19 protein-coding genes and 1 tRNA gene are annotated in these 21536 nt (G+C 73.3%); 14 read left to right on the forward strand and 6 right to left on the reverse strand.

Going from position 1 to position 21536, the window contains the following annotated elements; translation table 11 throughout:
* Positions 1-23: 23 nt before the first annotated feature.
* From O2V63_RS17660 to argS, 3 genes are read right to left on the reverse strand one after another with little or no spacing between them, the layout of a single operon-like run.
* A complete protein-coding gene (locus O2V63_RS17660; protein WP_269168837.1) occupies positions 24-1319 on the reverse strand; it encodes a homoserine dehydrogenase in 1296 nt (431 codons plus the stop codon).
* Entirely contained in the window at positions 1316-2809 is a 1494-nt protein-coding gene (gene lysA, locus O2V63_RS17665; protein WP_269168838.1) for a diaminopimelate decarboxylase, read from the reverse strand. The genes O2V63_RS17660 and lysA overlap by 4 nt, the downstream gene beginning before the upstream one ends.
* The gene (gene argS, locus O2V63_RS17670) at positions 2806-4467 is read right to left on the reverse strand and encodes an arginine--tRNA ligase (RefSeq protein ID WP_269168839.1); all 1662 of its coding nucleotides are present in this window, start codon (positions 4465-4467) and stop codon (positions 2806-2808) included. Before argS ends, lysA begins: the two co-directional genes overlap by 4 nt.
* A gap of 211 nt (positions 4468-4678) precedes the next feature.
* Here argS and O2V63_RS17675 point away from each other — a divergent pair, with 211 nt between their 5' ends.
* From O2V63_RS17675 to O2V63_RS17685, 3 genes are all read left to right on the forward strand, one after another.
* Entirely contained in the window at positions 4679-5476 is a 798-nt protein-coding gene (locus O2V63_RS17675) for a DUF3105 domain-containing protein (RefSeq protein ID WP_269168840.1), read from the forward strand.
* A 49-nt stretch (positions 5477-5525) separates the two neighbouring features.
* Positions 5526-6224, forward strand: coding sequence for a DUF305 domain-containing protein (locus O2V63_RS17680; protein WP_269168841.1), 699 nt, complete (start codon positions 5526-5528; stop codon positions 6222-6224).
* A 121-nt stretch (positions 6225-6345) separates the two neighbouring features.
* A tRNA-Arg gene (locus O2V63_RS17685) sits at positions 6346-6417 on the forward strand.
* 79 nt (positions 6418-6496) lie between these two features.
* On the opposite strand, the gene O2V63_RS17690 is transcribed toward O2V63_RS17685, so the two are convergent.
* Together O2V63_RS17690 and O2V63_RS17695 are read right to left on the reverse strand one after the other, a co-directional pair.
* Positions 6497-8134: an ABC-F family ATP-binding cassette domain-containing protein gene (locus O2V63_RS17690; RefSeq protein WP_269168842.1), complete on the reverse strand. Its 1638-nt coding sequence runs from the start codon at positions 8132-8134 to the stop codon at positions 6497-6499.
* Between the two features lie 60 nt (positions 8135-8194).
* Positions 8195-9316 (reverse strand): adenylate/guanylate cyclase domain-containing protein, encoded by a 1122-nt coding sequence (locus O2V63_RS17695; protein ID WP_269169141.1) that lies wholly within the window; start codon positions 9314-9316, stop codon positions 8195-8197.
* A gap of 312 nt (positions 9317-9628) precedes the next feature.
* On the opposite strand from O2V63_RS17695, the gene O2V63_RS17700 reads away from it, so the two are divergent.
* The 6 genes from O2V63_RS17700 to O2V63_RS17725 all read left to right on the forward strand — a co-directional run bounded on the left by O2V63_RS17700 (position 9629) and on the right by O2V63_RS17725 (position 17254).
* Entirely contained in the window at positions 9629-10546 is a 918-nt protein-coding gene (locus O2V63_RS17700) for an ABC transporter ATP-binding protein (protein WP_269168843.1), read from the forward strand.
* Positions 10546-11313 carry an ABC transporter permease gene (locus O2V63_RS17705; protein ID WP_269168844.1) on the forward strand — a complete coding sequence of 256 codons (768 nt, stop codon included), beginning with the start codon at positions 10546-10548 and terminating at the stop codon, positions 11311-11313. Before O2V63_RS17700 ends, O2V63_RS17705 begins: the two co-directional genes overlap by 1 nt.
* A gap of 35 nt (positions 11314-11348) precedes the next feature.
* On the forward strand, positions 11349-12158 hold the full coding sequence (locus O2V63_RS17710; protein ID WP_269168845.1) for an ankyrin repeat domain-containing protein: 810 nt from the start codon (positions 11349-11351) through the stop codon (positions 12156-12158).
* Positions 12159-12332: 174 nt separating this feature from the next.
* Positions 12333-16286: a multifunctional oxoglutarate decarboxylase/oxoglutarate dehydrogenase thiamine pyrophosphate-binding subunit/dihydrolipoyllysine-residue succinyltransferase subunit gene (locus O2V63_RS17715; protein ID WP_442929041.1), complete on the forward strand. Its 3954-nt coding sequence runs from the start codon at positions 12333-12335 to the stop codon at positions 16284-16286.
* Positions 16287-16309: 23 nt separating this feature from the next.
* Positions 16310-16495, forward strand: coding sequence for a DUF6104 family protein (locus O2V63_RS17720; RefSeq protein ID WP_269168847.1), 186 nt, complete (start codon positions 16310-16312; stop codon positions 16493-16495).
* Positions 16496-16549: 54 nt separating this feature from the next.
* Positions 16550-17254 (forward strand): metal-dependent hydrolase, encoded by a 705-nt coding sequence (locus tag O2V63_RS17725; protein WP_269168848.1) that lies wholly within the window; start codon positions 16550-16552, stop codon positions 17252-17254.
* A gap of 9 nt (positions 17255-17263) precedes the next feature.
* Here the strand turns inward: O2V63_RS17725 and O2V63_RS17730 are convergent, their stop codons facing one another.
* A complete protein-coding gene (locus O2V63_RS17730) occupies positions 17264-17641 on the reverse strand; it encodes a S24 family peptidase (protein WP_269168849.1) in 378 nt (125 codons plus the stop codon).
* A 50-nt stretch (positions 17642-17691) separates the two neighbouring features.
* On the opposite strand from O2V63_RS17730, the gene sodN reads away from it, so the two are divergent.
* The 5 genes from sodN (at position 17692) to O2V63_RS17755 (ending at position 21521) form a co-directional block, all read left to right on the forward strand.
* Positions 17692-18096: a superoxide dismutase, Ni gene (gene sodN / locus O2V63_RS17735; RefSeq protein ID WP_269164662.1), complete on the forward strand. Its 405-nt coding sequence runs from the start codon at positions 17692-17694 to the stop codon at positions 18094-18096.
* Positions 18097-18213: 117 nt separating this feature from the next.
* Entirely contained in the window at positions 18214-19482 is a 1269-nt protein-coding gene (locus O2V63_RS17740; RefSeq protein WP_269168850.1) for a PP2C family protein-serine/threonine phosphatase, read from the forward strand.
* Between the two features lie 76 nt (positions 19483-19558).
* Positions 19559-20224: a phosphatidylserine decarboxylase gene (locus O2V63_RS17745; RefSeq protein WP_269168851.1), complete on the forward strand. Its 666-nt coding sequence runs from the start codon at positions 19559-19561 to the stop codon at positions 20222-20224.
* Between the two features lie 11 nt (positions 20225-20235).
* Positions 20236-21033 (forward strand): CDP-diacylglycerol--serine O-phosphatidyltransferase, encoded by a 798-nt coding sequence (pssA, locus tag O2V63_RS17750; protein ID WP_269168852.1) that lies wholly within the window; start codon positions 20236-20238, stop codon positions 21031-21033.
* Between the two features lie 2 nt (positions 21034-21035).
* Positions 21036-21521 (forward strand): GNAT family N-acetyltransferase, encoded by a 486-nt coding sequence (locus O2V63_RS17755; protein ID WP_269168853.1) that lies wholly within the window; start codon positions 21036-21038, stop codon positions 21519-21521.
* Positions 21522-21536 lie beyond the last annotated feature (15 nt).

Consider the following 21536-nt stretch of genomic DNA (forward strand, 5'->3'; position numbering starts at 1 on the left):
TTCGCCTCCGCGGAACACTCCGCTCACAGCCCCTCCACCCGCAGCACGCTGGTCACGCCCCGGACGGCCGACATCTCCCGCAGCCGGGCGACGGTCGTGGCCAGGGCCGCGTCCGGGGCCCGGTGGGTCACGATCACCAGCGTGGCGGCGTCGCCGTGCCCGTCCTGGCGGACGGTGGCGATGCTGACGCCCTGCGCGGCGAACTCGTGCGCGACGGTCGCCAGCACGCCGGGCTTGTCCGCGACGTCGAGGCTGACGTGGTACCGGGTGGGGGTGTCGGCCATCGGCCGCACGGTCAGGCCGGCGTAGCCCGTCGTCCCCGGCCCGGCGACGCCGGCCACCCGGTTGCGGGCCACCGCGACCAGGTCGCCGAGCACCGCGCTGGCGGTCGGCTGCCCGCCGGCGCCCTGGCCGTAGAACATCAGCTCACCGGCCGCCTCGGCCTCGACGAAGACGGCGTTGAACGCCCCGCCCACCGCCGCCAGCGGGTGGGTGGTCGGGATCATCGCCGGGTGCACCCGGACGGCGACGGAGTCGTCGGCGCCGTCACTGCCCGCGACCCGCTCGCAGATCGCCAGCAGCTTCACCGTGCAGCCGATCTCGGCGGCCCGGGCGACGTCGGTCGCGGACACCGCGGAGATGCCCTCGCGGTACACGTCGGCGGCGGTGACCGGGGAGTGGAAGGCCAGCGAAGCCAGGATCGCGGCCTTGGCGGCGGCGTCGAACCCGTCGACGTCGGCGGTCGGGTCGGCCTCGGCGTACCCGGCCTCGGTCGCCTCGGCCAGCGCCTCGCCGAAGCCGGCCCCGGTCTCGACCATGCGGGACAGGATGTAGTTCGTCGTCCCGTTGACGATGCCGACCACCCGCCGGAGCTGGTCACCGGCCAGCGACTCGCGCAGCGGGCGCAGCAGCGGGATCGCCCCGGCGACCGCGGCCTCGTAGTAGAGGTCGACGCCGGCCTCGGCGGCCGCGGCGTGCAGCGCGACGCCGTCGTCGGCCAGCAGTGCCTTGTTGGCGCTGACCACCGACTTCCCGGCGCCGATGGCGGCCAGCAGCAGCGTGCGGGCGGGCTCGATGCCGCCGATCACCTCGACCACCAGGTCGACGTCGGGCCGGGTGACCAGCCCCTCGGCGTCGGTGGTCAGCAGCTCGGCGGGCACCTCGGGGTGCCGGTCGGGACGGCGGACGGCGACCCCGGCGACCTCCACCCGGCGCCCGATCCGGGCGGTCAGGTCATCGGCCTGCTCGGACAGCAGCCGCAGGACGGCGCTGCCCACCGTGCCGCAGCCGAGCAGGGCCACCTTCAGGGAATCGCTCACGACTGGGCTCCTGCGGCGTGCTCGGGCGCCGGCTGGTCGATCGCCGGGCTGGGGGCGGGCACGTCGGCGAGGACGGCATCGAGGGCGAACACGTCGGACAGTGTCTGACGTCGCACGATCTCGGTCGCCACCCCGTCCCGCACGGCGACCACCGGCGGCTTCAACAGGTAGTTGTAGTTGCTCGCCATCGACCAGCAGTAGGCGCCGGTGGCAGCCACCGCCAGCAGGTCGCCGGGCTGGACGTCGGAGGGCAGCCACAGGTCGCGGACCAGCACGTCGCCGCTCTCGCAGTGCTTACCGACCACCCGGCAGAGCGCCGGTGGGGCGTCGGAGCTGCGGTTGGCCAGCACGCAGGTGTAGCTGGCGTCGTAGAGGGCGGTGCGGATGTTGTCGCTCATCCCGCCGTCGACCGACACGTAGTTGCGCACCAGCGGGGTGCCCGGCGCGCCACTGGCCCCGAGCCGCACCGGCTTGATCGTGCCGATCTCGTACAGCGTGACGGTGCCCGGCCCGGCGATCGCGCGGCCCGGCTCGACGGCCAGCCGCGGCACCGGCAGCCCGAGGGCCGCGCACTCGGCGGCGATGACCGACCGGAGCCTGACCGCGACGTCCTCGGGGCTGACCGGGTCGTCCTCGGCGAGGTAGGCGATGCCGAACCCGCCGCCGAGGTTGAGCTCGCCGAGCACCTCGCCGGTGGCCTGGTGCACCTGGCCGAGCAGGCCGACCACCCGGTGCGCGGCGGCCTCGAAGCCGGCCGTGTCGAAGATCTGCGAGCCGATGTGGCTGTGCAGCCCGGCCAGGTGCAGCCCCGGCTCGCGGATCACCCGGACGGCCGCGGTGAGCGCGTCGCCGGTGGCCAGCGAGAAGCCGAACTTCTGGTCCTCGTGGGCGGTGGCGATGAACTCGTGGGTGTGCGCCTCGATGCCCACCGTGGACCGGATCAGCACCGACACCGGCGCGCCACCGGCGGCCACCCGGGCCTCCCCGAGCGGCACGAGCCGGTCGATCTCGTCGAAGGAGTCGAGCACCACGTGGCCGATCCCGGCGTCGACCGCGAGCTGCAGCTCGACCAGCGACTTGTTGTTGCCGTGCAGCGCGATCCGCTCGGCCGGGAAACCGGCGGCCAGCGCGACCGCGAGCTCGTTGCCGCTGCAGGCGTCCAGGTGCAGCCCGTCGTCGGCGATCCAGCGGGCCACCTGCCCGCAGAGGAACGCCTTGGAGGCGTAGTGCACGTCGGCGTCGGTGAAGGCGTCGGCGAAGTCGGCGGCGCGGCCGCGGAAGTCGCCCTCGTCCAGCACGAACAGCGGCGTGCCGTGCTGCCGGGCGAGGTCGGTCACCCGGCGGCCACCCAGCTCCAGCTCGCCGTCGACCCGCCGGGCCGAGCGCGGCCAGACCTGCGGGTCCAGCACGCCCAGGTCGGTCGGTGCCGGGCCGGCCGCGGGAGGCGGCGCGATGTTCCCGTGCAGGGGACCGGCCGGGTGCGCCCTCACATCCGCTCCGGGGCGGAGACGCCGAGGACGGCCAGGCCGTTGCGCAGCACCGTCGCGGTCGCCGCGCAGAGCCACAACCGGGCGGTGGTCACCGGCGTGGCCTCCTCGTCACCGCGCGGCAGCACCCGGCAGGAGTCGTAGAAGCGGTGGTAGGTGCCGGCCAGCTCCTCCAGGTAGCGGGCCACCCGGTGCGGGGCCCGCAGCTCCGCGGCCGAGGCGATCACCCGGGGGAACTCCCCCAGCGCCCGGAGCAGGTCGCCCTCCCGCTGGTGCGCCAGCGCCGCGGTGTCCACGTCGCCGGCCTCCCCCAGCGGCAGGCCGAGGTCGGCCGCGCCGCGCAGCAGCGAGGAGATCCGGGCGTGGGCGTACTGGACGTAGAAGACCGGGTTGTCGTTGGTCTGCCGGCTCCACAGGTCCAGGTCCAGGTCGATCTGCTGGTCGACCGAGGCCCGGGCCAGCGCGTACCGGGCCGCGTCGGCCCCGACGGCGGCCACCAGGTCCTCCAGCAGGACGACCGTGCCGGCCCGCTTGCTCATCCGCAGCGGTTCGCCGTCGCGGACCAGGTTCACCAGCTGGCCGATCAGGATCTCCAGGTTGACGTCCGGGTCGTCGCCGAGTGCGGCGACCAGCGCCTTGTACCGGCCGATGTAGCCGTGGTGGTCGGCGCCGAGCATGATCACGACCTTGTCGAAGCCACGCTCGCGCTTGTCCAGGTAGTAGGCGCAGTCGGCGGCGAAGTAGGTCGTCTCGCCGTCGCTCTTGACCAGCACCCGGTCCTTGTCGTCCCCGAAGGTCGTCGTCCGCAGCCAGACGGCGCCGTCGGCCTCGAAGACGTGCCCCTGCTCGCGCAGCCGGGCCACCGCCTTCTCCAGCGCACCGGTCTCGTGCAGCGTGCGCTCGCTGAAGTAGACGTCGAAGACGACGCCGAAGTCGGCCAGCGTCCGCTTGATCTCGGCGAACATCAGGTCGACGCCGAGCACCCGGAACCGCTCCTGCTGGTCGGCCTCGGACAGCTCGAGCACGCCGGGCTCGGTGGCCACCACCTGGGCGGCGATCTCACCGATGTAGTCGCCGGCGTAGCCGTCCTCCGGCACCGGCCGCCCGTGCGCCGCCGCCAGCAGGCTCAGCGCGAACCGGTCGATCTGCGCACCGGCGTCGTTGAAGTAGTACTCCCGGGTGACGTGGGCACCGCTGGCGGTCAGCAGCCGGCCGAGGGCGTCGCCGACGGCGGCCCACCGGGTGCCGCCGATGTGCACCGGGCCGGTCGGGTTGGCCGAGACGAACTCCAGGTTCAGTCGCTGCCCGGCGAGCACCTCCGTGCGCCCGTAGGCCTCCCCCGCGGCGACCACCCGGACGGCGATCTGCCCCAGCGCGTCCTTGGCCAGGGTGACGTTGAGGAAGCCGGGACCGGCGACGTCGACCGCAGAGACGCCCTCGACGCCGCGCAGCTCGCCGGCGAGCACCTCGGCGACCTCGCGCGGCGGCCGGCCGGCGGTCTTGGCCAGCCGGAGCGCCACGTTGGTGGCGTAGTCACCGTGCTCGGGGTTCTTCGGCCGCTCGATCACGACCTCGTCGGGGACGGCGACGGAGAGCACGCCGCGCTCCACGGCCGCCGCGACTGCGGACCGGACGACGTCGCTGAGCTGCTCGGGTGTCACCGTTCGATCGTACGGAGCCGGGCATCCCCGTTCCGACCTGCCCGCCGACTGTGGGCCGCGACACCTCCGCCGGGCCACCGACAGCCAGGGACCACACAGGTCCGCGACCTAGACTCGCAGCCGCCGGACGGGATCAGCCCGGGACGGACGAGGGCTGGCGCTGGCTCGCGAGACAGCGCGGCCCACGACGCACAGCGAGCGAGGAGCGGCAGTGGCCAAGGACCCCAAGCCCGAGAACGGCCGCGCGACCAGCGGCGCTTCCCGTGGGGGGTCACGGGTGCCCGGCAAGGGCTCCGGCGGTCGGGGGCGCACCCGTCCGCCGGCCACCGTGGTCACCCAGCAGAAGCCGTGGGGCCTGATCGCCGCCGCCGTCGCGGTGGTCGTCTTCGCCGCGGCGATCATCGGCTACGCCGTGGTCCAGGTGAACGAGTCGAACGCGAACCGGGTCACCGAGGCCAGCCAGATCAGCGGCCTGGAGACCTTCGAGTACGCCGCCGGCCAGGAGCACGTCACCACGCCGGTGAGCTACACCGAGACCCCGCCGGTCGGCGGGCCGCACGACGGTGAGTGGGCCGACTGCACCGGCACCGTCTACGACGTGGACATCCGGCACGAGAACGCCGTCCACTCCATGGAACACGGCGCCACCTGGATCACCTACGACCCCGAGCTCATCGCCGACGGCGACCTCGCCACGCTCGAGGAGCTGGTCGAGGGCACGTCGGGGCTCATGCTCTCCCCCTACGTCGGGCTGGGCACGCCGATCAGCCTGCAGTCGTGGAACCACCAGCTGGCCGTCGACTCCGCCGACGACGTGCGGGTGCAGCAGTACGCCGACTTCATGACCTACAACGCCGACTTCTACCCGGAGGTCGGGGCGAGCTGCGAGAACCCGCTGTTCATCGCCGACCCGCTGGTGGAGGACGACAACAGCCGGGGCTCCGACGCCATGGCCACCGACGCGCCGACGACGTCGACCCCGGCGGCCGAGACCACCTCGGCCCCCTGACCCACCCCGCGCCCGTCGCAGCACCTGCCGCACCACCGGAGAGGACCCCATGACCGATCCCGCGAGCGAGGACGGCCGCGCAACGACGAGCTCCGGCCGGCCCCGGGGCTGGCTGACCGGCGTCCTGGTGGCGGTGATCGCCCTCGGGCTCCTGGTGGCCGGCGGGGGGCTGGCCGTGGCACTGGGCGTGGGGCGCGACGAGCAGCCCACCACCGACTCGGTGGCCGCCGGGTTCTCCCGGGACATGTCCCGGCACCACCTGCAGGCGGTGGAGATGGCGAACCTGGCGCTCACCGAGACCGAGGACCCGGAGATCCGCCAGCTGGCCTTCGACATCTCCGCCACCCAGACCAACCAGCTGGGCCGGATGCAGGGCTGGCTGTCGCTGTGGGACCTGCCGTTCAACGGCGGGGAGACCATGGCGTGGATGTCGGACGGGGAGATGGCCGGACACGACATGGCCGGCCACGAGATGGCCGGCGCGGCGCTGATGCCGGGGATGGCGACCGAGGCGGAGCTCGCCGAGCTGCGCTCGCTGTCCGGGACGGCGTTCGACCGGATGTTCCTGCAGCTGATGATCCGGCACCACCAGGGCGGGCTGGCCATGGCCGAGTACGGCCGGGAGCACTCCGACGTGGACGTCGTGGAGCGGCTGGCCCGCTCGATCGCGGAGACCCAGGACGCCGAGACGGCCACCATGGCGGCGATGCTCCGGGCGCGTGGCGGGGAGCCCCTCCCGGCACCCTGACCCGGTCGCCGCGGAGGGCGGGGCCCCTGCCGGTGACGCACCCGTGGGCTGGTAACGTCCCACGGGCGCCGAGCGGGAGCAGAGCGCAGCACGATCGCAGGACAGCACGACACGCGGACGAGCCCCCGTAGCTCAGGGGATAGAGCACTGCCCTCCGGAGGCAGGGGCGCAGGTTCGAATCCTGCCGGGGGCACACCAGCCCAGCTCGCACCGCGACTCCCCGCCCGCCCAGGACACCTCGTCCCGGGCGGGCGGCGTCGTTCCCGGACCGTTCAGCCCTGCTGGACCCGCCCGTCGGCCACCGCGAACCGCCGGGTGGTGTGCACCGCCTCGAGCATCCGGCGGTCGTGGGTGACCAGGAGCAACGTGCCGGTGTAGTCGGCCAGCGCCTGCTCCAGCTGCTCGATCGCCGGCAGGTCCAGGTGGTTGGTCGGCTCGTCGAGCACCAGCACGTTGACCCCGCGGGCCTGCAGCAGCGCCAGCGCCGCGCGGGTCCGCTCCCCCGGCGACAGGGTGCCGGCCGGCCGCACCACGTGGTCGGTGCGCAGCCCGAACTTGGCCAGCAGCGTGCGCACCTCGGCATCGGGCAGGTCGGGCACCTCCGCCCCGAACGCCGCAGCCAGCGGCTCGTCCCCCAGGAAGCTGCCCCGGACCTGGTCCACCTCGCCCAGTCGCACCCCCGAACCGAGCGCCGCCGTCCCCTCGTCCAGCGGCAACCGGCCCAGCAGCGCGGCGAGCAGGGTGCTCTTCCCCGACCCGTTGGCCCCGGTGATCGCCACCCGGTCACCCCAGTCGACCTGCAGGTCCACCGGCCCGAGGGTGAACCCACCACGTCGGACGACGGCGCCCCGGAGCGTGGCGACCACGGCGCCGGCCCGCGGAGCCGCGGCGATCTCCATCCGCAGCTCCCACTCCTTGCGCGGCTCCTCGACCACATCGAGTCGCTCGATCCGCCGCTCGGTCTGCTTCGCCTTGGCGGCCTGCTTCTCCGACGAGGACCGGTTGGCCGCCTTGATGTGCTTGTCGCCGTCCTTGGACTTCTTGATCGAGTCGCGGACGCCCTTGGCCATCCAGTTGCGCTGCATCCGGGCCCGGGACTCCAGCGAGGCCTTGGTGTCGGCGAACTCCTCGAACTCCTCGCGGGCGTGCCGACGGGCCACCTCCCGCTCGACCAGGTAGGCCTCGTAGCCGCCGTCGTGCACCCGCACCAGCTGCTGGGCCAGGTCCAGCTCCACCACCCGGGTGACGGTGCGGGCGAGGAACTCACGGTCGTGGCTGACCAGCACCACCCCGGTGCGCAGGCCTGCGACGAAGCGCTCCAGCTGCTCCAGGCCGGCCAGGTCGAGGTCGTTGGTGGGCTCGTCGAGCAGCAGGACGTCGTACCGGCTGAGCAGCAGCGACGCCAGCCCGACCCGGGCGGCCTGCCCGCCGGAGAGCCCGACCGTCGCCGCGTCCAGTGCCACACCGGGAGCCACCGAGGCGACCACCGCCTCGGCCCGCTCGGCCAGGTCGGCGCCCCCCAGGGCCAGCCAGCGCTCAAGGGCGTCGCCGTACCGGTCGTCGGCGCCCGGGGCACTCGCGGTGAGCGCCTCGGTGGCCTCCTCCATGGCCCGCTCGGCGGCGGCGACCCCGGTCCGGCGGGCCAGCAGGTCGAGCACGGTCTCCCCCGGCCGCCGGTCGGTCTCCTGCGGGAGGTACCCGACCGTCGCCGACGGGGGGCTGAGCGCGATCTCCCCGGACTCGGCCGGCAGCACCCCGGCCAGGGTCTGCAACAGAGTGGACTTGCCGGCACCGTTCACCCCGACCAGGCCGACGACGTCGCCGGGGGCGACGACCAGGTCGAGGTCGGCGAACAGGACCCGGGCGCCGTGACCGGCGGCCAGTCCACGGGCGAGCAGCGTGGCGGACACCCGCACATGGTGCCGCCCACCGGCCGGACGCCCGGTGAGCGGGCCCGCCACGGACCGGGATCAGTCGGCGAACGGACCGGCGCCGCCGGGCGGCTCCTCGTCCCCGGGGAGCGCCAGGACGTCGTCGGCGATCTCGTCGAGCAGCTCCTCGAACGCGGTCACCCCTGGCGCCTCGTCGCCAGCGCTGCGCCGGCGGACCAACCAGGGGCGCAGGTCGTCGTAGCCGCGCACCGACACCCGGCGCAGCGGCCGGACCCGGTACTCCCGGGCACCGCGGAGCTCACGTGCCAGCTGCTCGTCGACCAGCACGGTCGAGGGCCGGGCCAGCGAGGTGAGCCGGCTGGCCAGGTTGACCACCGGTGAGTAGACGTCCCCGAGCCGGGTGAGCACCGTCCCGTGGGCAGCACCCACCCGCAGCGGTGGACGGTCCGCGGCGGTCCACTCCTCGGGCAGCAGCAGCGCGATCTCCACGGCGTCCACCGGGTCGGCGCAGGTGAACAGCACGCCGTCGCCGACCGTCTTCACCACCCGGCCGCGGAACCGGGCGATGACGTCGGCGGCCAGCCCCTCGAAGTCCTCGACCATCGCCCCCAGCTCCCGCCCGCCCATGCCGCGGCTGCGCGAGGTGTAGCCGACCAGGTCGGCGAAGCCGACCGCCAGCTCCCGCCGGTCCCCGGTCCCCGGGGCGGCGAGGAACAGTCGCCCGGCGTTGGCGGCCAGGTGTCGCCGCCAGACGTAGTCCTGCAGCTCGCGCATGAGCGGCAGCAGCCGCTCGGTGGACCGGACGGCGTCGGCCTCCACCGCCGCGCGGTCCTCCGGCGGGCCGCCGGGGGCGGTGAGCAGCGTGGCCAGCATGTCGGTCTGCCAGTCGGCCAGCCGGGACAGCGACTGCCCCATGGCGCGGGCGATGGACGCCTCGGCGCCGGGCTCGACGAAGCCCGAGTCGATCAGCGCCGACAGCCGGGCCAGGGCGGTGACGTCGGCGTCGGTGAACGCCGGGTCACCTTCGGGGACGTCGGCGAAGCCCAGGGCACGCCACAGTCGCTGGGTGCGCTCGGGTGGCATGCCGGCCAACTCGGCCACCTGCCGACGGGTGTACCGGCGTGGCCCCTCGAGCAGCAGCCGCTCCAGGGACTCGCGGGGATCGGGACCGTCGGCGGGCCCCGGTTCGGACGTCGGCAGCGCTCAGCCCGCGCGGTGCGCAGCGGCCGGCCGGCCGCTGGTGCTGCGAGAGACGGTCACCGGACCTCCTCGGCGGGCGTTCGTCGGCCGCGTGCACGGCGCTGCTGGGACATCCGTGGGTGTGCGAACTCACCCATCCCGGCGGAACCTACCGAACCCACGACCGACGAGGTGTCACCTCCCGCCGAGAGAGTCCTCGCGCCGGAGGGTGCCGGTGCGCTTGGATGGCCCCGGCGCCGGACCCGCCGGCGGAACGAGGAGGGCGAGATCAGCAGCGGTAGATCGGCCGCCGTCGACCCCGTCCGGGTCGAGGTGAACGGCCTCACGAAGACGTTCGGCAAGGTACGCGCAGTCGACGACCTGAGCTTCACCGTCGAACCGGGGCAGGTGACCGGTTTCCTGGGGCCCAACGGCGCGGGGAAGACCACCACGCTGCGGATGGCGCTGGGCCTCATCACGCCCGACACCGGCACGACCACGTTCAACGGCGTCGGCTACCCGGGGCTGCCCGAGCCGATGCGCCAGGTCGGCGCGGTGCTGGAGACGGCGTTCCACCCCGCCCGCAGCGGCCGCGACCACCTGCGGGTGTACTGCCGCGCGACCGGCCTGCCGGTCGGCCGCGCCGACGAGGTGCTCGGCCTGGTCGGGCTCGGCACCGCCGGGCGACGCCGGGCCGGGGGCTACTCCCTGGGCATGCGCCAGCGCCTCGGGCTGGCCACGGCACTGCTGGGCGACCCGGCCGTGCTGGTGCTCGACGAGCCGGCCAACGGCCTGGACCCGGAGGGCATCCAGTGGCTGCGCGGGTTCCTCCGCCACCTGGCCCACGACCAGGGCCGCACGGTGCTGGTCTCCAGCCACCTGCTGTCCGAGGTCGAGCAGACCGCCGACCGGGTGGTGATCGTCGGCGCCGGCAAGCTCGTCCGCCAGGGGACCCTGGCGGAGCTGCGCTCCGGCAGCGCCGGCAGCGTGCTGGTGCGCAGCCCGCAGAGCACCGCACTGGCCGACCTGCTGCGCGCCGACGGGACGACGGTGGCCCCGACCGACGCGACCCCCGACGGCCTCACGGTCACCGGGCTCAGCACCGACGAGATCGGCCGGCGGGCGTTCGCCGGCGGGATCGAGCTGCACGAACTGCGGTCGCGCACCAGCGGGCTGGAAGAGGTCTACTTCCGGCTCACCGCCGGCTCTGAGCAGTACGCCGCCGTCCACGCCGAGCAGGGAGCCGTCTGATGGGCACCGTCGTGGCACGACTGGTCCGCGCGGAGTGGACGAAGCTCTTCAGCACCCGGGTGTGGATCTGGCTGCTGATCGGCGCCTGCGTGTTGTCCGGCGCTTTCGCGGCACTGTTCACCGCCTTCGCCGGCAACCCGGACAGCGGGCTCCCGCCGCTGGACTCCCCCGAGTACGGGCAGCTGGCCTTCTCCCTCGCCACGAACGCGACGGTGATCTCGGTGGTCCTGGGGATCATCGGGATCACCCAGGAGTACCGGCACCGCACCGCGACGCCCACCTTCCTGGCCACCCCCCAACGTGGCCGGGTGGTGATCGCGAAGCTGTTGGCCTACGCCCTGGTGGCGATCCTCTACGCGGTCGTCGTCTGTGCCGTGACCGTGGCGGTGGTGCTGATCGCCGGCAACGCCCGCGGTGGCGCCCCTGAGCTGGGCGGCGACAACCTCGAGGTGCTCGCCTTCGCCGGTCTCGCGCTGGTCATCTACACGGTGATCGGAGTCGGTCTGGGCGCGCTGCTGAAGAACCAGGTCGGCGCCATCGTCGCCACACTGATCTACCTCTTCGTCGTGGAACCGCTGCTGCGGAGCATCCCGGCGACCTCGGGTGCCTACAAGTGGCTGCCCGGTGGCGCGCTGGAGGCGATGACGGCCACCTTCGAGGGCCCGGACCTGCTCGAGCAGTGGCAGGGCGCGCTCCTGCTGCTGGGCTACGGCCTCGTCGCCGCTCTGCTCGGCACGCTGCTGGCCGTCCGCCGGGACGTGGTCTGAGTGCGCACCCACCAGGCGACACCGGAGGACACTGCGTGACCAGTCGGATGACCGTCCAGCGGCTCGGGCGACTGGTCACCGACGGCGAGCTCGACGCCGTCCGGGCGGCCGTGCAGGAGGAGCCGCACCTGTTGTCGGCCGCCGTCGAGCGGGACGGCGCGGACGGCTGGACGGCGCTGCACCTGGCCGTGCTCGCCGGGCAGGCCCCCATGGTCGCCGCACTGGTCGAGGCCGGGGCCGATCCGACCGCCCGCACCGAGGACGGCCGTTCTCCCCTGCACCTGGCCCTGCTGCACGCGCCGGACCTGGTGGAGGTGCTCCGCGAGGCGGGTGCACCCGTCGACGCCGCCTCCGCGGCGTTCCTGGGCGAGGTCGAGACGCTGTCCCGGGCGCTGGACGACGGCGTCCCGCTCACCGACCCGGCCACCGACACCGACCTGCTGAGCTGGGCGGCGGCCGGCGGCCGACCCGGCACGGTCCAGGTGCTGCTGGACCGCGGTGCGGCGCCCGACCGGGCCCTGCACGCGGCGGCCGCCCGCGGTGCGCCGGCGGTCGTCCAGGCGCTGCTGACGGCGGGCGCGGACGCCGACGTCCGTGACCCGGCCACCGGCCGCACCCCCCTGCACGCCGCCGTCGCCGGCGCCGCCTCGGGTGGCGATGCCCAGGCGGTGGTGCGGCTGCTGCTCGACGCCGGGGCCGACGTGGACGCCACCACCCACGATGGCGCCTCCCCCCTCGACATCGCCCGGGTGGCGGCCGCACGGCAGCGCGCCGAGGCCGCCGGGGACGCGCCGGTGGCCGACTCGATCGCCGAGATGCTGGTCACCGCCGGCGCGACCGGATGACGCCACGCCCGGCGGTGGATCGGACCGCACGGTGCCGGTTCTCCCCGGTCGCGAGGCCCCAGTGACCCGGGACACGTGCGGCATCTCACGCAGGAGCGCTGCACCCCCGGACCGGGGGCGTAAACTCGGCACCCGGTCCAACGACGTCCACCGACGAAGAAGGCACTCGACCCCGTGTCAAGCGTGAGCTCATCCCAGCCGTCCCCCGCCCACTCCGCCAACCCGGTGGCGGGCTTCGGCACCAACGAGTGGCTGGTCGAGGAGATGTACCAGCAGTACCTCGCCGATCCACGGAGTGTGGACCAGGCCTGGCACGACTTCTTCGCCGACTACCGGCCCGGCAGTCCGGTCACCGACGGCCAGGACCGCACCTCCGAGCCGGCCGAGCCCGCTGCTCCGGCCGAGCCCCCGTCGGCCCAGGCCGAGTCCACGCCGCCGGCCACCACCTACGCCTCCCCCGCGCCCAGCCGAGAGGTCGCACCGCAGATGACCCAGTCGGGTCCCGCCGCGCCCAAGCCGACACCCGTCAGCACGAGCTCCGTCGAGAAGAGCGGGTCCGACAAGGCCTCCTCGAACGACGCCACCTCCGACAAGGGCTCCTCCGACAAGGCCGCTGCCGCGCCGGCCTCCCGCGCCGCCGAGAGCGACGCCCGGTCCGAGGGCACCGTGGTGGCCCGGGCCGCCGAGCGCGCCTCGCAGCAGAAGCCCGCGGCGCCGGCCAAGCCGGTCGTCAAGCCGGGGGCCGGTCGCGCCACCGCCGACGAGGACGGCGGAGGCCCGAAGCGCACCCCGTTGCGCGGTGCCGCCGCGAGCGTCGTGAAGAACATGAACGCCTCGCTGACCGTGCCGACGGCCACGAGTGTGCGGGCGGTGCCGGCCAAGCTCATGGTCGACAACCGCATCGTCATCAACAACCACCTGGCCCGCGCCCGGGGCGGGAAGATCTCCTTCACCCACCTGATCGGCTACGCACTGGTCCGGGCGCTGGACGAGTTCCCGAACATGAACAGCGCCTTCGCCGAGATCGACGGCAAGCCGGTGCACGTCCAGCCCGAGCACGTCAACTTCGGCCTGGCCATCGACCTCCCCAAGCCCGACGGCACCCGGTCGCTGGTGGTGGCCTCCATCAAGGGCGCCGAGGAGATGGACTTCGCCGCCTTCTGGGGCGCCTACGAGGACATCATCCGGCGGGCCCGGGCCGGCAAGCTGACGATGGAGGACTTCTCCGGCACGACGATCAGCCTCACCAACCCGGGAACCATCGGCACCAACCACTCGGTGCCGCGGCTGACCACCAACCAGGGCACGATCGTCGGCGTCGGCGCGATGGACTACCCGGCCGAGTTCCAGGGGATGAGCCCCGAGGCGCTCGCCGAGATGGCCGTCTCGAAGATCATCACGCTGACCTCGACCTACGACCACCGGGTCATCCAGGGCGCGGAGTCCGGCGACTTCCTGCGCCGGATGCACCAGCTGCTGCTGGGCCAGGACGGCTTCTACGACGACGTCTTCCGCTCGCTGCGCATCCCCTACGAGCCGGTCCGCTGGGTGCCCGACAAGCGGGTCAGCCACGAGGGCCAGATCGACAAGGAAGCCCGGGTCATCGAGGTCATCGAGGCCTACCGGCGCAACGGCCACCTCATGGCCGACACCGACCCGCTGGAGTTCAAGGTCCGCACCCACCCCGACCTGGACATCGTCCAGCACGGGCTGACCCTGTGGGACCTCGACCGGTCCTTCCCGGTCGGTGGCTTCGCCGGCGAGCGCACGATGCTGCTGCGCGACATCCTCGGCGTGCTGCGCAACTCCTACTGCCGCACCGTCGGCGTGGAGTACATGCACATCACCGACCCCGAGGAGCGCCGCTGGCTCCAGGAGCGCATCGAGGTCAAGCACGACCAGCCCGGCCGGGACAAGCAGAAGCGCGTGCTGGGGCGGCTCAACGCCGCCGAGGCCTTCGAGACCTTCCTGCAGACCAAGTACGTCGGCCAGAAGCGGTTCAGCCTCGAGGGCGCCGAGTCGGTCATCCCGCTGCTGGACGAGGTGCTGGTCAGCTCCTCCGAGCACGGCATCGAGGAGGTGGCGATCGGCATGGCCCACCGCGGCCGGCTGAACGTGCTGGCCAACGTGCTCGGCAAGAGCTACGCCAAGATCTTCGGCGAGTTCGAGGGCAACATCGACCCGGGCACGGTGCAGGGCTCCGGCGACGTGAAGTACCACCTCGGGGCCGAGGGGAGCTTCGAGCACGAGGGCCGTTCGGTCGCGGTGTCGCTGGCCAGCAACCCCAGCCACCTGGAGACGGTCAACCCGGTGCTCGAGGGCATCGTGCGGGCCAAGCAGGACATGATCGACAAGGGCGAGGGCGGCTTCACCGTGCTGCCGCTGCTGCTGCACGGCGACGCGGCGTTCGCCGGTCAGGGCGTCGTCCAGGAGACCTTGAACCTCTCCCAGCTGCGCGGCTACCGCACCGGTGGCACCGTGCACGTCGTCATCAACAACCAGGTCGGCTTCACCACCAGCCCGGCCCAGTCCCGTTCGACCCTCTACTCCACCGACGTGGCGCGGATGATCGGCGCCCCGGTCTTCCACGTGAACGGGGACGACCCGGAGGCCTGCGTCCGGGTGGCAAAGCTGGCGGTCGACTACCGGCAGGAGTTCAAGAAGGACGTCGTCGTCGACCTCGTCTGCTACCGCCGCCGGGGGCACAACGAGGGCGACGACCCGTCGATGACCCAGCCGCTGATGTACGACATCATCGACCGCAAGCGCTCGGTCCGGAAGCTGTACACCGAGGCGCTCGTCGGCCGCGGTGACATCACGCTGGCCGACGCCGAAGAGGCCCTGAAGGACTACCGCGGGCAGCTCGAGCGGGCCTTCGCCGAGACCCACGACGCCCGTGACTCCTCCGCGCCCGAGCCGGTCATGGACCCGCGCTCGCCGCAGGAGGCCACGGTCGACACGGCGATCACCCCCGAGGTGCTCAAGGCGATCGGCGATGCGCACGTCGCGCTGCCGACCGACTTCACCGTGCACCCCAAGCTGCAGCGGATGCTGGAGCGCCGGGCGGCGATGGCCAGCGAGGGCGGCATCGACTGGGCGATGGGCGAGCTGCTCGCCTTCGGGTCACTGCTCATGCAGGGCGTGCCGGTCCGGCTGGCCGGTCAGGACTCCCGCCGCGGCACGTTCGTCCAGCGGCACTCGGTGCTCATCGACCGGGAGACCGCCGAGGAGCACACGCCGCTGCTGAACCTCACCGAGGACCAGGCGAAGTTCTTCGTCTACGACTCGCTGCTGTCGGAGTACGCCGCGCTCGGCTTCGAGTACGGCTACTCGGTGGCCAACCCCAAGGCCCTCGTGCTCTGGGAGGCCCAGTTCGGCGACTTCGTCGACGGCGCACAGATGGTCATCGACGAGTTCATCAGCTCCGGCGAGGCCAAGTGGGGGCAGCGCTCGGGCGTCGTCCTGCTGCTGCCGCACGGGCTGGAGGGCCAGGGGCCCGACCACTCCAGCGGCCGGATCGAGCGCTTCCTGCAGCTGTCGGCCGAGAACAACATGACGGTCGCCAACTGCTCGACGCCGGCGAACTACTTCCACCTGCTGCGCCGTCAGGCACTGTCGGAGGTGCACCGCCCGCTGGTGGTGTTCACGCCCAAGTCGTTGCTGCGGGCGAAGGTCGCGGTCAGCTCGGTGAGCGACTTCACCGAGCAGCACTTCCGTCCGGTGCTGCCCGACCCGGGTGTGGGCGGGCAGCCCCTGGACGGCTCCGCGGTGCGCCGCGTCCTGCTGTGCAGCGGGAAGATCAGCTACGAGCTGTTCGCCCAGCGGGAGAACGAGGGGACCGCCGACACCGCGATCCTGCGGGTCGAGCAGCTCTACCCGCTGCCGGCCGAGGAGATCGCCGAAGCGCTGGAGGCCTACCCGAACGCGACCGACGTCGTGTGGGTGCAGGAGGAGCCGGCGAACATGGGCGCCGCCCAGTTCATGGCCGTGAACCTGCCCGAGCACCTGCCGTCCGGGCGCACGCTGCGCGGGGTGTCCCGGAAGGCCTCGGCGAGCCCGGCCGTGGGCTCGGCCAAGGTGCACGAGGTCGAACAGCGGCAGCTGGTCGCCCGGGCCTTCGCCGACTGAGTCCGGCGCGGCGGGACACGACGATGTACTTCACCGATCGCGGCATCGAGGAGCTGGCCGGCCGGCGGGGCGAGGAAGAGGTCTCGCTCTCCTGGCTGGCCGACCAGCTCCAGGCCTTCGTCGACCAGAACCCCGACTTCGAGGTGCCGGTCGAGCGGCTGGCCACCTGGCTGGCCCGCGGGGGCACGGACGACGTCGACGAGGACTGACGGGCCACCGCGCGCCTCCGCGGGATGACGGCGGCGCGGGGAGACGCTGAGTAGGTGCTCGGTCACTCACACGCCCTCTCCGGTCTGGCCGCCGGTGCCGCGACGCTCCCCTGGGTGCCCGTGCACGGCACGGTCGCCCAGGTCGCCTGGGTGTCCGCGGTCGGCGGGTTCGCCATGCTCCCGGACCTGGACCAGCGCGGTTCGACGATCTCCGGGATGTGGGGGCCGCTCACCGACGTCCCCTCCGGGCTCGTCAACACGATCGCGCGGGGGCACCGCTGGGGCACCCACGACGCCGTCCTCGGCTCGCTGGCCTTCGGGTTGCTGGCCACTGCGGCGACCTGGCACCGCTGGTCCAGCCTGCTCCTGCTGGCGCTGGCGATCGGGCTGGCCCTGCGTGCCCTGCACTTCGTCATCCCCGGCCGCGCGGAGAACACCGTGATCGGCAACCTCGTCCTCTCCTGGGGCGGTGCATGGCTGCTGCTCGCGCACAGCCCGGCCCCCGAGTGGCTCCCCCTGGCCGTCGTCCTCGGCACGCTGACCCACATCGCCGGCGACTGGCTGACCAAGGAGGGGGTGCCGGTCCCGGTCTTCTGGCTGGCCCGGCGCAGCCGACTGGCGCCGGTGCACCTGCGCACCGGCGCGATCGTGGAGAAGGCGGTCCTCGTCCCACTGTTCCTGGTGGCGACCGTCGTCCTGCTCTACCTCAACACCCCAGCCCACGAGCTCGTCGACCCACTGCTGCAGCGGCTCGGCTGAGCCGGGCGGTCAGCCGGGCGGCACCACGGGCAGCCGCCCCGGCCGGGGCCACAGCCGGGCCACCACCCGCCCGACGACGACCGCCGTGCCGAACGCCCGGGAGTCGTCGGTGACCAGGGGGTTGTCCCCCTCCACCCAGTGCCCGCCGGGCACCCGCCGGCGCACCCGTTTGACCACCAGCAGCTCCGGCCGGGCCGGGAAGCGGGCGAGCACGACGGTGCCGGGCCGTACGGGCGCTCCGGGAGGCAGCCGGCGGACCAGCAGCCGGTCCCCGTGCCGCACGGTCGGGGCCATCGACGGCCCGGCGACCCGGGCCAGCACCCAACGGGTCGGCAGCCCGGGGAGGCTCCCCGGACTGCCGCTGCTCGACGTGTTCTCGCTGATCACCGCGGGTAGGGTCGCAGAAGACCCATCCCCGCGAACCCGGAGGCACACCCATGCGTCTGTTCCGCATGTTCTCCGCCGTGGAGGCCACCGCGCACTGCGACCTCCCCTGCGGCGTCTACGACCCGGCCCAGGCCCGTATCGAGGCCGAGAGCGTCAAGGGCATCCAGGAGAAGTACCAGGGCAACGAGGACCCGGTCTTCCGTACCCGGGCCATCCTCATCAAGGAGCAGCGGGCCGAGCTGGTCAAGCACCACCTGTGGGTGCTGTGGACCGACTACTTCAAGCCCCCGCACTTCGAGAAGTACCCGCAGCTGCACGAGCTGTTCAACAAGGCGACCAAGCAGGCCGGTGCCGCCGGCGGCAAGGGCAGCATGGACCCGGCCGAGGGCCAGAAGCTGCTCGACTACATCGCCGAGATCGACAAGATCTTCTGGGAGACCAAGGCCGCTGCCTGATCAAGGACCCCGTCCTCCTCACTCCTCGCACGCTCCGGGGTGAGCCCAGGACGGGGCCGGACTGCCGGGTCGCCCTCCGGGGTGGCCCGGCAGTGTCGTACCTGCCGCCGGTCCTGGGTGGCAGCTCCCCCGACCCAGGAGACCAACACCCTCGTGAGCCCCCGTTTCGACCTGCGCTCGCTGCTCGAACGGGTGGAGGCGGCCCCGCCGATCGACGCGGTCACCGCCGTCACCGCCGAGCTCGCCACCCTGTCCGGCGCCACCGAGGTGTCCTTCCTGATCGCCGACTTCAGCGGGCACGCCCTGGTCCGGCTCGGGACGGCGACCCACGCACCGGAGGGCTCCCGCGTCCGCGGCCTCGAGCACGCCGAGACGCTCCGACTGGCGGGCACGGTGCACGACCAGGTCCTGCGCACCCAGCAGGCGGTCGTGCAGACCGGCGACCACGGGGCCTGCGTCATCGTCCCGGTCACCGACCGGGGCGACGCCATCGGCGTGCTGGAACTGGTGCTGCCCGATCCGCCGGACGAGCAGGAGCTCGCCGACATCTCCGCGGCCGGCCACGCGCTCGCCTACGTGATCATCGCCAACCGGCGGCACACCGACCTCTTCGAGTGGGGACAGCGCACGACGCCCTTCTCCCTCGCCGCGGAGATCCAGCGCCGGCTGCTGCCCAACGCCTTCACCTGCGAGGCCGGGCAGTTCACCCTGGCCGGGTGGCTGGAGCCGGCCGCCACCGTGGGCGGGGACACCTTCGACTACACGCTGGACCGGGACTCCCTCCACGTCTCGGTGAGCGACGCGGTCGGCCACGAGGTCGGCGCCGCCCTGCTGGCCACGCTGCTGGTCGGCAGCCTGCGCAACGAGCGGCGCCGCGGGCTGGGCCTCGGCGACCAGACCGGCAACGCCAACGACGCCGTGACCGCGCACTCGGCGCCCGGCGAGTTCGTCACCGGTCAGGTCATGCGGGTCGACCTGCACAGCCAGGAGGCCCAGATCGTGAACGCCGGGCACCCCTTCCCGCTCCGGCTCCGGGACGGCCGCGTCGAGGAGATCGAGCTGGCCATCGACCTGCCGTTCGGCGTCCAGGCCGGCACCGAGTACCGCCTGCAGCGCTTCCCCCTGGAGCCCGGCGACCGGGTCGTCTTCGTGACCGACGGGATGCAGGAGCGCAACGCGGCCTCCCTCGACGTGGCGGCCGCACTGGCCGCCACGTCGGCACTGCACCCGCGGGAGGTCGTGCACGAGCTCGGCCAGGCGGTCCTGCGCGCCACCGGTGGCGTGCTCCGGGACGACGCCTCCGTCGTCTGCCTCGACTGGTACGGAGGCCCGCCGAGGGAACGAGACAGCCGGTCCGGGGCCAGCGAGCTGCTCGCCTCCGACTGAACCCGCCGGCGCCGTGCCCCCCGCGGCGCGGCCGACGGCAGGCGTTCGGGCCCGGTCCCGGTAACCTCGGTCTGCGATGCGCATCGACCGGGCCGGCTGGCCCTTCCTCGCCGTTCCCCTGGCCTCTGCGGCGGTCTCCACCGTCCTGGGGCGGGGCAGCGGTCTCCGCTGGGCCCGCGCTCTGGCGTGGCCCCTCCTCGCCCTGTCGGCGTACATGGCCGTCTTCTTCCGCGACCCCGACCGGCGGTGCGACTCGGTCCCGCCGTCGCCCGAGGACGTGCTCTCCCCGGCCGACGGCGTCGTCATGGTCGCCGGTGACCCGCAGCGGGGCGTGGCCCCCGAGGGCGACTGGCAGCAGGTCAGCGTCTTCCTGTCCGTCGTCGACGTGCACGTGAACCGCGCGCCCTACGGCGGCCAGATCACGAAGTCCACGTACACGCCGGGCAGCTTCCTGGCCGCCTACCGTGCGGAGAGCGCGCACCGCAACGAGCGCAGCGAGCTGTGGGTGCGCGACGGCGACCGCACGGTCGTCTTCCGGCAGATCGTCGGCGTGCTCGCCCGGCGGATCGTCACCCGTGTGGTGCCCGGGCAGGAAGTGGCCACCGGCGATCGGATCGGGTTGATGAAGTTCGGGTCCCGGATGGACGTCTTCGTGCCGCCCGAGTGCACCGTCACCGTCACCAAGGGGCAGCGGGTGCGGGGCGGGGAGACCGTCATCGCCCGCTGGTCCCAGCCCAGCTGAGGAGCCGGCGGATGCCAGGAAGGCGCACCACCACCGTCGAGTTCGTCCGTGGTTCGGTGCGCGGCGGGCGCCGGCGGGCTCGCTCGTGGCTGCCCAGCCTGTTCACCCTCGCCAACATGATGTGCGGCTTCGGCGCCATCCTGGTCGCGTTCCGCGGCGAGTACCGGCTTGCCTGTCTGCTGATCGCGCTCTCGGTCGTGTTCGACATCGCCGACGGCGCAGTCGCCCGGCTGGTCGGCGCCGTCTCACCGTTCGGCCTGCAGTTCGACTCGCTGGCCGACCTGGTCTCCTTCGGCCTGGCCCCGGCCCTGCTGGCCTTCGCCCTCTTCTCCGACGGCCGGGACGAACTCGACGCCCTGGGCTGGGTGGTCTGCTTCCTGTGGGTGGCCTGCGCGGCCATCCGGCTGGCCCGCTTCAACACCACGATCGACCCGACGGCGGACAAGCGCTTCTTCACCGGCCTGCCCAGCCCCGGCGCGGCCGGGGTGGTGCTGGCCAGCGTGTACGCCTTCGCCGACGTGATGCAGGGCCGCGACCGGCTGTGGGTGCTGCTGGTGGTCGTCGTCCCCGGGCTGCTGATGATCAGCAACGTCCGCTACCGCTCGTTCCGGTCCCTGGTGAGCCCGAAGAGCGGCAAGCCCTACGGACTGGTCGTCGCCGTCGTCCTGGTCGTCGTCGGCCTGCTCACCGTCCCGACCGTGACCTGCCTCGTGGTCGCCTACAGCTACCTCCTCTCCCCGCTGGTGATGCCGGTGCTGTCCCCGCTGGGCCGGCTGGTCCCGGCACGGGTGAAGGAGGTGCTGTCCTGAGCGTGCGCCGGGTCCGGCCGGACGACGTCCCGACGGTGCTGCGGCTGGTCCGTGAGCTCGCCGCCTACGAGGAGTCCGAGCACGAGGCCCGGATGACCGCCGACCAGCTGCACGCCGCGCTGTTCGGGGAGTCCCCGGCGCTGTTCGGGCACGTGGCCCTGACCGGTGCGGAGGACGACGCCGAGATCGCCGGCTTCGCCCTGTGGTTCCTCAACTTCTCCACCTGGCGTGGCACCCACGGGCTGTACCTCGAGGACCTCTACGTCTCCCCCGCGCACCGCGGCACGGGGCTCGGCCGTGAACTGCTCCGGACGCTGGCCGACGAGTGCGTGGCGCGCGGCTTCGCCCGGCTGGAGTGGTCCGTCCTGGACTGGAACACCCCGTCCATCGACTTCTACAGAGCCGCCGGTGCAGTGCCGATGGACGGGTGGACGGTCTTCCGGCTCACCGACGACGCCCTGACCCGGTTCGCGGCCGACCGTCGCTGACCCACCCGACAGACA

Source organism: Modestobacter sp. VKM Ac-2977 (assembly GCF_026968045.1).
Taxonomy (GTDB): Bacteria; Actinomycetota; Actinomycetes; order Mycobacteriales; family Geodermatophilaceae; genus Modestobacter.

What these genes read in the sequence shown, in the direction of transcription:
- O2V63_RS17680 (WP_269168841.1), top strand. Translation starts at nt 5,526, where the DNA reads ATGACCGATCCCGCGAGCGAGGACGGCCGCGCAACGACGAGCTCCGGC.
- O2V63_RS17705 (WP_269168844.1), top strand. Translation starts at nt 10,546, where the DNA reads ATGGGCACCGTCGTGGCACGACTGGTCCGCGCGGAGTGGACGAAGCTC.
- O2V63_RS17720 (WP_269168847.1), top strand. Translation starts at nt 16,310, where the DNA reads ATGTACTTCACCGATCGCGGCATCGAGGAGCTGGCCGGCCGGCGGGGC.
- O2V63_RS17745 (WP_269168851.1), top strand. Translation starts at nt 19,559, where the DNA reads ATGCGCATCGACCGGGCCGGCTGGCCCTTCCTCGCCGTTCCCCTGGCC.
- pssA (WP_269168852.1), top strand. Translation starts at nt 20,236, where the DNA reads ATGCCAGGAAGGCGCACCACCACCGTCGAGTTCGTCCGTGGTTCGGTG.
- sodN (WP_269164662.1), top strand. Translation starts at nt 17,692, where the DNA reads ATGCGTCTGTTCCGCATGTTCTCCGCCGTGGAGGCCACCGCGCACTGC.